Genomic DNA, 1,907 nt, shown 5'->3' with positions numbered 1-1,907 from the left:
CTGGCCATCGTGCAGGCCCGCGTCACTGGCCGACCGGAAAAGAAGGTGGCTGCCAATAATGCAGGTCTTGTTTTGTGGGGATCCCTCAGCGCATCAGCGGGCTTGATGATCAGACGGCGCGTTTCTGGCGCAGGGCGTTAAGATGTTGCTGTATTCCCTCCTCAAGACAAAACACGCAATTCAGATGTGGCAAGGTGCTTTGCCTGGTCGATAAAATAATCGAAATTAATCATGTTGACCACTCCCTGTGAGATGTCTCAGCTGGGATGCCATCATACGCGACACTTAAAATCATGCCTATTGCCGATGCTGCGTGTTCAAACTGGCTTCAGCCTTTGTCACACCTTTTTACGGGTATAAACCGCCAGCACCCCGCCTGTGAGAAGCAATGCAACAATCGATGTACCGATCACCGAAACAAAGCCACGGCTAAAGGCCGCTTCGGCCAGGTTCAGCAACACGCGCCCTTCCGCAGGTATCAGCGATCCGGCGGCAATTAACGCACCATCAATGCTGTCCTGCGCCAGCGCAGGCAGATGCGGAATGGCAGACATATCATATGAATATACCGCCGCCAAAATGCCGCCGAGAATCGTAATGCCGATTGCGCCACCGAACTCAAACGCCACGCCCTCAATCGATGCCGCCGTCCCTGAGCTGTTTTCCGGTGAATTGAGAATGATGGCGGTCGATGCCGCCGTCATGGCACCGCCCAGTCCGGCACCGGTCAACGCCAGGGCTATTACCGTCATCCACAAGGCACAGTCATACACCATCAGGTACACCGCCAGGCCCGCCGCAGAGAGCAACAGAGAGTACTGAATCGCCCTGAGTGATCCGATATACGGAACCAGCCATCCCACCGCAGGCCCGGCAATAAAGGAGGCGAGTGGCAGCGGCAAAATAAACAGCCCGGCCAGTAAAGGCGACATAGACAGCACCAGTTGCAGCCGCTGCGTCACGGCCAGTTCAACGCCGATGACACAGGCGGTTGACACCATCGCGGCTATCACGCCAGCGGTAAAGAACCGATTGCGGAACAGGGCCAGATCCAGCATCGGACTGGCTGAGCGCTGCTGCTGCCTGACAAACAGCAGCGTCATCATCACCCCGGTTACCCCGGCGATCACCGCAATGCTGAGCTGCGGTGACGGCTTGCTGAACTCCTTCATGGCATAGATCAGCCCGGTGAGGCCCGCCATAATCTGAACGGCAGCGGTCAGACTGAATACCCGGGTGTGGTCGCCCGGTATCGGTGGGATCAGTTTCAGCGAAAACAGCAGCACCAGAACTACAATTGGCACGTTAATCAGAAACACCGATCCCCACCAGAAATACTCCAGCAGCAGCCCGCCAATCACCGGACCGAGCGCCGCCCCGCCGGAAGCCACGGCGGCCCAGATGCCAATCGCCAGTGACCGCTCGGCGGGATCGTCAAAGGCTCTGCGCACAATCGTCATGGTTGCGGGCATCATCATCGCCGCCCCCACGGCCAGCAGCGCACGAGAGGCAATCAGCCTCTCAGCGGAAACGGAAAATGCCGCCGCCAGCGAGGCGATGCCAAAAATGACCAGCCCGAGAATGAAGAAACCGCGTGCGCCAATGCGGTCGTTCAGCACGCCCATACTGATCAGCAAACCCGCCATTGTCAGCGGATACGCATTAACGATCCACAGCTTCTGCGTTGCCGTTGCCTGAAGATCGTGCGTCAGGCGCGGTAGTGCGGTATAGAGCACGGTCATATCAATGACCACCAGTAATAACGCGCTGGAGATCACCGCCAGGATTACCCAGCGAAATGAGGAAGACATATCAACTTTCCTTGTGGGTTATACGATGGCGGCTAAACCTGCCTACGATGCTCATCACGCTGAAATAGAACAGCGGAACAAAAAATATCGCCAGCA

Annotated in this window: 1 protein-coding gene; it reads right to left on the bottom strand. The window is 56.9% G+C overall.

The annotated features are described in order from the left end of the window. Window positions 1–338 precede the first annotated feature (338 nt). On the bottom strand, window positions 339–1,811 hold the full coding sequence (locus tag WH277_RS02100) for an MFS transporter (RefSeq protein ID WP_339457699.1): 1,473 nt from the start codon (window positions 1,809–1,811) through the stop codon (window positions 339–341). Window positions 1,812–1,907 lie beyond the last annotated feature (96 nt).

This window comes from Erwinia sp. MYb416 (genome assembly GCF_037479575.1).
Classification (GTDB): domain Bacteria; phylum Pseudomonadota; class Gammaproteobacteria; order Enterobacterales; family Enterobacteriaceae; genus Erwinia; species Erwinia rhapontici.
This window is presented reverse-complemented; position numbering and strand designations above follow the sequence as displayed.

What these genes read in the sequence shown, in the direction of transcription:
- WH277_RS02100 (WP_339457699.1), bottom strand. Translation starts at nt 1,811, where the DNA reads ATGTCTTCCTCATTTCGCTGGGTAATCCTGGCGGTGATCTCCAGCGCG.